This is a genomic window from Belnapia moabensis DSM 16746, assembly GCF_000745835.1.
Lineage (GTDB): Bacteria > Pseudomonadota > Alphaproteobacteria > Acetobacterales > Acetobacteraceae > Belnapia > Belnapia moabensis.
The window spans coordinates 1-7,085 of record NZ_JQKB01000149.1; the positions used below are offsets into that span (position 1 = coordinate 1).

Annotated in this window: 4 protein-coding genes and 2 pseudogenes; 4 read left to right on the top strand and 2 right to left on the bottom strand. The window is 66.5% G+C overall.

The window, feature by feature from the left end:
• Positions 1-226: 226 nt before the first annotated feature.
• Positions 227-942 (top strand): annotated as a pseudogene (locus EP26_RS28755) (IS1380 family transposase); the annotation flags it as partial.
• Positions 943-1,421: 479 nt separating this feature from the next.
• Complete coding sequence (locus tag EP26_RS28760) at positions 1,422-1,862, top strand: response regulator (RefSeq protein WP_043344456.1); 441 nt, start codon at positions 1,422-1,424, stop codon at positions 1,860-1,862.
• A 134-nt stretch (positions 1,863-1,996) separates the two neighbouring features.
• On the opposite strand, the pseudogene EP26_RS39065 reads toward EP26_RS28760, so the two are convergent.
• Both EP26_RS39065 and EP26_RS28765 read right to left on the bottom strand, forming a co-directional pair.
• Positions 1,997-2,358 (bottom strand): annotated as a pseudogene (locus EP26_RS39065) (IS701 family transposase); the annotation flags it as partial.
• Positions 2,359-2,361: 3 nt separating this feature from the next.
• Positions 2,362-2,556: a hypothetical protein gene (locus EP26_RS28765; protein WP_043344458.1), complete on the bottom strand. Its 195-nt coding sequence runs from the start codon at positions 2,554-2,556 to the stop codon at positions 2,362-2,364.
• A 298-nt stretch (positions 2,557-2,854) separates the two neighbouring features.
• Between EP26_RS28765 and EP26_RS32655 the strand changes: the two genes are divergently transcribed.
• Together EP26_RS32655 and EP26_RS28775 are read left to right on the top strand one after the other, a co-directional pair.
• Positions 2,855-5,047, top strand: a complete 2,193-nt coding sequence (locus EP26_RS32655; protein WP_052389818.1) for a carbohydrate-binding domain-containing protein — start codon at positions 2,855-2,857, stop codon at positions 5,045-5,047.
• A gap of 706 nt (positions 5,048-5,753) precedes the next feature.
• Positions 5,754-7,085, top strand: a 1,332-nt coding sequence (locus EP26_RS28775) for a methyl-accepting chemotaxis protein (RefSeq protein WP_043344461.1), incomplete at its 3' end; no start/stop codon positions are given.

The following is a 7,085-nucleotide window of genomic DNA, read 5'->3' on the forward strand; positions in this document are numbered from 1 at the left end:
CTCGCTCTGCACCGCCCGCCGGGCCGCCGCAGAATGCTCCGGGTCCGCCGCATGCCCATCCTAGTGTGGTCAGAAGCCGCCCGTTTCCGAGACGGACCTGCTAGCCGTTCGTATTCACCACGGGTATACGGGGAGGCTGGCGGGCGTGGCGTAAGCTGCTGATTGCGTTTACTGACTTGGGTGTCGAGACCAACCCGCAGCACCGCCAGGCCTTGCCACACCCGCCATGGATGACAATGCGACCGAGCCTTCGGCTTTCCAGCGATCGGCCGCAAGAAAGTGGTCGCCGCCTTCGATGGCGGGCGGCTGACCTTGGATGGCGGCGTGCTGCTGCTGGCTGCAGCCGAGCGCCAGCTTGGTATCTGCGATCGGCTGGCGGCGCTGATCTCCGACCCGCGCGACCCGTCGCGGGTGGTCCACTCGCTGGCTGATATCCTGCGAGCGCGGATCCTGGCGATCGCCTGTGGCTACGAGGATGCTGGCGACCTCGACCACCTGCGTCGGGATCCCGGCTTCAAGCTGGTCTGCGGCCGCCTGCCCGATCCAGGGCGGGACCTGTGCTCGCAGCCGACCATGTCGCGCTGGGAGAACGCGCCCTCCCTGCGCGAGGTGATCCGGCTGACGTGGGCCATGGTTGACCTCTACTGCGCCAGCTACCCCCGGCCGCCCGCCGCCGTGACGCTGGACATCGATGACACGGCCGACGTGGTGCACGGGCGCCAGCAGCTGTCGCTGTTCAACGCCCACTACGACGAGCGCTGCTTTCTGCCGATCCACGTCTACGACACCGCGACCTCCCGCCCGGTGATGGTGCTGCTGCGGCCGGGCAAAACACCATCGGGCCAGGAGATCCGGAGCCATCTGCGCCGCTTGGTCCGGCAGCTCCGGCGCCACTGGCCGAACACCCACATCACCCTGCGCGGCGATGGCCACTACGGCCGCCGGTATCGTCCTGACCTAGCCAAGGCCCAGAACACGCGTCGACACCGCCAAGGGTGAGGCGAGTTGCCAAGGGTCCCCTCAGCGACAGGCCCCGCTTGCCCGGGAGCGAGCGGCCTGGGGGGTGATGACATACTCTGGGCGAGCGTTCCTCCACTGCCGCAGCTTGGGTGATCGTTGCCGGCAGGGTTGTGGCCACGCCCTGCTTGCTGGCGGCATGGACCCGGCGCCGATCATAGCCAGCGGGCCAGTTCCAGAGAGGCAGGTCAGCTAAAGGGGGGATGGCGACAGGGGTGCCACCCTGGCAGTTTGAGCCACAATCATTCAGTTTCGACCTGCCCGCAAAACACCCGGTTGATATGATGCGGCGCAAATCTTCCGCATCGCGCCGATTGGCGCCGCTCCGAGGGCTGCCGCAGATGCCAGGCCAGGCGCATTCAGGCCATCCCCACACTGACGGAGCAGATCTCCCAGCAGGGCCGATGATCTTGGTGGTTGAGGGCCAAATGCTCGTTGCCATGATGATCGAAGATACCTTGCGCGCTGCTGGTTATGAGGTCGCTCTGACCCACAGCGGCGAAGAGGCGCTGGCCTGGGCCGGTGCCACGGAGCAGCTCGCCGCGGTTGTTATCGAGATCCACCCCGGGCACGGCATCGACGGCCGGTCTGTTCTGCACGAACTCCGCAGAGCCAACCCCAAGCTACCGGCAGTGGTGGTGACGGGCTTCGGAAAGGCGGCGCCAGAGGCTGACCTCCGAGGGCTGGGTGGTCCGACCGCCCGCCTCGTGAAGCCTTTCGGGTGCGAGGACCTGACTGCCGCGCTGGCTGGCGTGATCTCCAGCACCAATGGACGGGCCCCGCGGACCGAGGCGGCGGACCGCGACGCCCAACTGAGGCCATCCTTGGCCTACGTCCTGGGATAGGGACACTGCTCGGGCCATAGTGGGGGCTCCGCTGGTCCGGATGAGCCGACATCGATCGGGAGGCATCCAGGCTGCATCGATGTTGCTTCCCGACGCGGCGAGAGATGTGCTGCACGATGCTGGCTGGAGAGGGCTAGGGCCCGGGGCGTGGTCCGGGACGGCAAATTGCTGCGGCAGTATTGGCGCTCGCCGCTTGGGCGCCACTCGCCCACCCGCCAGACCTCGTCGGCGGGCAGATGCCAGAGGGTGACCGGCACCGCGCCATCGCGGTTCTGGATGCGGGTGGCGGCACAGCGGGCGGGCCCCTCGTACCGCACCGCCAGGTCACGCGGCGCCAGAGTAGCCCAGCCAGCACCGCATCGGCATCCTCGGGCTCGTAATCCGGCATCGGGCGGCGCTTGCGGCCGCCAGGCGCGACGCGCACCACGTCAGGGCCATCGACCTTCTGGTGCCGCGGAATGCCGACCGCCCAGGTCACACCCCGTCCGCGCAAACCCTGTCAAAAGACCGCGCTCGCGCCGTCGCCAGTATCGGCCCGCACGACGCCAAACCGCACCCGGGCGGTGAGCAGCCGGTTCAGCGCGGCGCGCGCGATCTCGCCGGTGCTGCGGACCACCGCCTCCGGCAGGCCAGCGGCGGCGCCGCGCACGGAATTGCGGGGCCGCTCTCCAGCCAGGGGATGCGACTTGGCCACGAACCCGCATCCCCACAGGTACCTCCGCCTCGGCCAGGGTCGGAGACCAGCGCAATCCGCATCCAGGTCGCCGAACGTGGGCGCTTGGCGGGGGCAACACCACGCGAAGCCAAGCCGATTGCGAGAGAACGGCTCCCGATCTCCCGCATTAAGTTCGTATTCGTGACAGTTCTGCTCTTGCACGGATATGTGACTGTAAACAGCTCATTTCCGGGTCGCAACCTACTTGAGGGGTTCCTCAACTTGTAGTTGTTTGGGCGAGTTGAGAACACCCTCAGCCGCGAGCAACGAGAGACCCATGCCCGTCATCACAGGTACGTCCGGCAAGGACACGCTCCAGGGATCCGCCGACTCCGACACTCTCACCGGCGGCGCAGGCGCCGACCTGCTCACCGGCGGCCTTGGTGCCGACACTTATGTGTTCAGCGTTGGAGGCGGAGCGGACACCATCTCCGACTTTCAGCTGGGCATCGACCGACTGTCGATCGCCAGCGGCAGCTACAATCCCTGGCTGCAGGAGACAACGATCAACGGCGTTTATGGCACCCGCGTTGTCTATAATGCCGCAGCCACCGATACGGTGTTCATCCCAAACCTTTGGGGCGCCAAGCTGGAGTGGCTGCTGGACCCGGCCAAAGCTCTGGCCGGGGCCTTTGCGCCCCTGACCCTCACCGCGGGAACCGGGCCGGACAGCCTTGTTCTGAAGTTGAACCAGGATGCCTGGCAAGGCAGCGCCAAGTACATCGTCAAGGTGGACGGCGTGCAGATTGGCGGCACCTTCACCGCCTCCGCCCTTCGCAGCTCAGGCCAGTTCGACACGCTGACCCTGAAGGGCGACTGGGCCGCGGGTTCCCACAAAGTCGAAGTAAACTTCCTTAACGATGGCTGGGGCGGATCGGTCGCCACCGACCGCAACCTTTATCTCAGCAGCGCCACCTATAACGGCCAAGCCGTGACCGGAGCGGCTCTCGACTTGGCTGCAACGGGCGCGAAAAGCTTTGCCTTCACAGAGGGTCCGCCGCCGCCGCCCTTTCCTCCCATCAATCTCACCGCCGGCACGGGACCAGACACCCTGATCCTGAAGCTGACGCAGCAGGCCTGGCAGGGCAGTGCCCAGTACAAAGTGCTGGTGGACGGCGTGCAGATCGGCGGCACCTTCACCGCCTCAGCCCTGAAGGGCTCTGGCCAGTTCGATACGCTGACCCTGAAGGGGGATTGGGCCGCCGGCACGCACAAGGTGGAAGTGAACTTCCTCAATGATGGCTGGGGCGGGTCGCTGGCCGCCGACCGCAACCTTTATCTCGAAGGCGCCACCTACAATGGACAAGACGTGGTGGATTCTGCCCTCGACCTGACCGCAACCGGCATCAAGGCCTTCTCCTTCTTCGAGGCACCGCCGCCCTCGGCCAACCTCACCCTGACCGGCACCGCTGCCGCCGACACGCTGATGGGCAAGCTTGGTGCTGATACGATCAGTGGTGCCGGTGGCAATGACACCATCATCGGCGGTGCTGGCAACGACCAGCTGACCGGCGGTACAGGTGCCGATGTGTTCAAGTTCAGTCCAGGCGACGGCTTCGACGTGATCACCGATTTCAAGCCTGGAGAAGATCGTCTTTCGCTGGCAACCGACGGCACCTATGTGGTCTGGTCAGAAGCGACCACGATTGGCGGCGTCACGGGCACCTTGGTGCATCACAGTTCGAACACTGCTGATGGCGTATTGCTGGCTGGCGTCACGGACGTGCCGATGCAGACCCTCGTGGACCCCTCCTGGAGCTATGCGCCGTCCACCGGCTCGGGCCAGTTTGGCGGTCTGCTGTTTCAGGACGAGTTCAGCGGTACCCGGGTTGATCCGACCAAGTGGCCAATCGGCTACGGCGGCTCGACCTACTGGAATGGTGCGTTCCGCTGGGACAACAAAGAAGTCAGCGTCGCGGACGGGAACCTGAACATTGGGCTGACCAAGCAGGCGGACGGCATGTGGACAACGGGCGGCCTTTCGACAACGCCGAACCAATGGAACCCCGGCTTTGCTTTTACTTACGGCAAGGTCGAGATTATGGCCAAGGTCAGCGAGGAGGTCTGGGGAGCCGGTCCGTGCTTCCTGCTGTGGCCCGCAGCGAATGGCGTCTGGCCGCCGGAAGTCGACATTCTGGAGACCCCCAAGGGCAATGGCATGTTCACCAATCATTGGGCAGACCCGGTGACCGGTGGCGACACCTACATCAGCCACAACTTCGACATCGACCTGACACAGTGGCATGTCTATGGACTGGAATGGACACCTGACCGGCTGACCATGACGGTGGATGGCCAGGTGATGAAAACCTACACCGACAACATCCCGCAGCAGAAGATGACGGTCGGCCTGCAGGGCCATGTCGGGGCGCCAAACGAAACCTGGTATGGCGGCTCGCCCGGCGTGGATGCTCCTCGGCATCTCGACATTTCGGTCGATTTCGTCCGCGTCTACGAGTGGTTGGGCTGACGGGCGTTGAACGCCCCGCAGTACCAACGCGCGGCGCGAGACTGATCCATCCTCGCGCCAGCTGCAGCGAGGTGACCGCGCCGGTCCGCTGACCCGCTCCGGACCTGCGGGACACCGATGTGCTCGAGCCAGGCTGCCAAGACAGCCTGGCTCACGCTGAGCCTCGCCGCCTGCCGTGCTGGCGGCAACAGGCGCCGGGATGATGGCGGAGCACCGCCGCTCCGACGAGGACCAGCAGGGGCACCGCCCGACTGTCGGAGCGCCTCACACCGGGCCCAGACGCCTGGACTGAACGTCGACGATCCGGTGGCTGAGCGGACTGTCAGCCAAGCCTATGGCGGATGCTACGACCAGGTATTGGGAGCCGCGGTCCGAGCGGCCCACGCGTGCGGTCCCAATCGAGGGTCTGAGCCTGGTTGATGGAGATAAGGAGAGACTCGGTTGCCGGATGTCTCTCGGCCCAGTCTTCCTGCCGCTGCGCCTGCTGGCTGTTTGCCAAGGCTGGCTGCAGCCCGCCACGGGCGGATCGCTGACAGCGCAGGCACCAGCCTCTCCGGTCGACCTGTAGGCCGCCTAAGCTGGGCGCAGCAACGCCGATTGCGGCACACGCCGCCCGGAAATTAGCGGAGCGTTCATGAGCGTGTGAGTAAGGTCCGGCAGCTTGACGCGCGGGGGAGGGGCCTCCGGCACCATGAACGGATTCGACATGACATTCCTGGGTAACCTGAGCGTCCGGACGAAGCTTGTTGGCACCTTCGGTGCTCTCTTCCTGGTCTTGGCAGGAAGCGGCGGCGTTGCCGTCCAGCAACTGAGCCACGTCAATGCGGCCGCTGGGGAGGTGGGGCGCAACTTGCTGCCATCGATCAAAGCCATTGCCCATATCAATGATAACGCGACCCGCTACCGCCTGACCCAAGCCAGCCAAATCACAGCGCCGGATGATGCGGTGCGGGCCGATGTCGCGCAGCGCAAGACAGCAGCCCTAGCCCGCTTTGAGCAAAGCTGGCGCGTCTATGACCCGCTGGTTTCCTCCGCTGAGGAGCGGCGCTTGGCAGATGCCGTCCAGAGTACCTGGCGGGATTACCGAGCCCTGGACAGCCGCTTCGATGACCTGACACGCACGGGTGACATCGCCGCTGCCTCCAGCTTTTTCAACAAAGAGCTCCTGATCACCTTCAACAAGTTCCGCGAGGCGGTGGCGGCAGACCAGAGCTTCAACGAACGACGGAGTGTGGAGGCAACCGAAGAAGCCGATGCCACCTTCCGCCGGGCGGTGTGGATGATTGGCTTGGTCACCCTGTTCGCCGCGGTCATGGCGCTGGCCTCGGTGCTGTGGCTGAACGCCGCTATCGTCCGGCGGGTGGTGCAGGTGGCCGGCGCCATGCGCCAGCTGGCGCGCCATGACTATGGCTTTGCACTGCCGGCGGGAGGCGCGGACGAGGTCGGCGACATGACCCGGGCGGTGGAGGAGTGCCGCACCGGGCTGCAGGAGGCCGACCGGCTGGCGGCGGAGCAGGCGCGGCAGCAGGAGGTGCAGGTGCAGCGTGCGGTGCGGCTGGAGGCGCTGACGCGCGGGTTTGAGGGTGCGGTGGGGCAGCTCTCGGGCACCCTGGCCTCGGCAGCGACCGAGCTGCAGGCGACCTCGACGGTGATGTCGGGCAGCGCCGGCCAGGCCAGCGCCCAGGCGGGGGCGGTCGCGGCGGCGGCCGAGCAGGCCAGCGGCAATGTGCAGACGGTGGCAGCCGCCGCCGAGGAGCTCTCGGCCTCGGTCGCCGAGATCTCCCGCCAGGTGGCGCAGTCGGCCAAGGTGGCCGGCCGCGCGGCGGACGACGCCCGGCGGACGGATGCCACCGTGCGCGAGCTCTCCGACGGCGCCCAGCGCATCGGCGAGGTGGTGCGGCTGATCAGCGACATCGCCAGCCAGACCAACCTGCTGGCGCTGAACGCCACGATCGAGGCGGCGCGCGCCGGCGATGCCGGCAAGGGCTTTGCCGTCGTCGCCTCCGAGGTCAAGGCGCTGGCCGGGCAGACCGCCAAG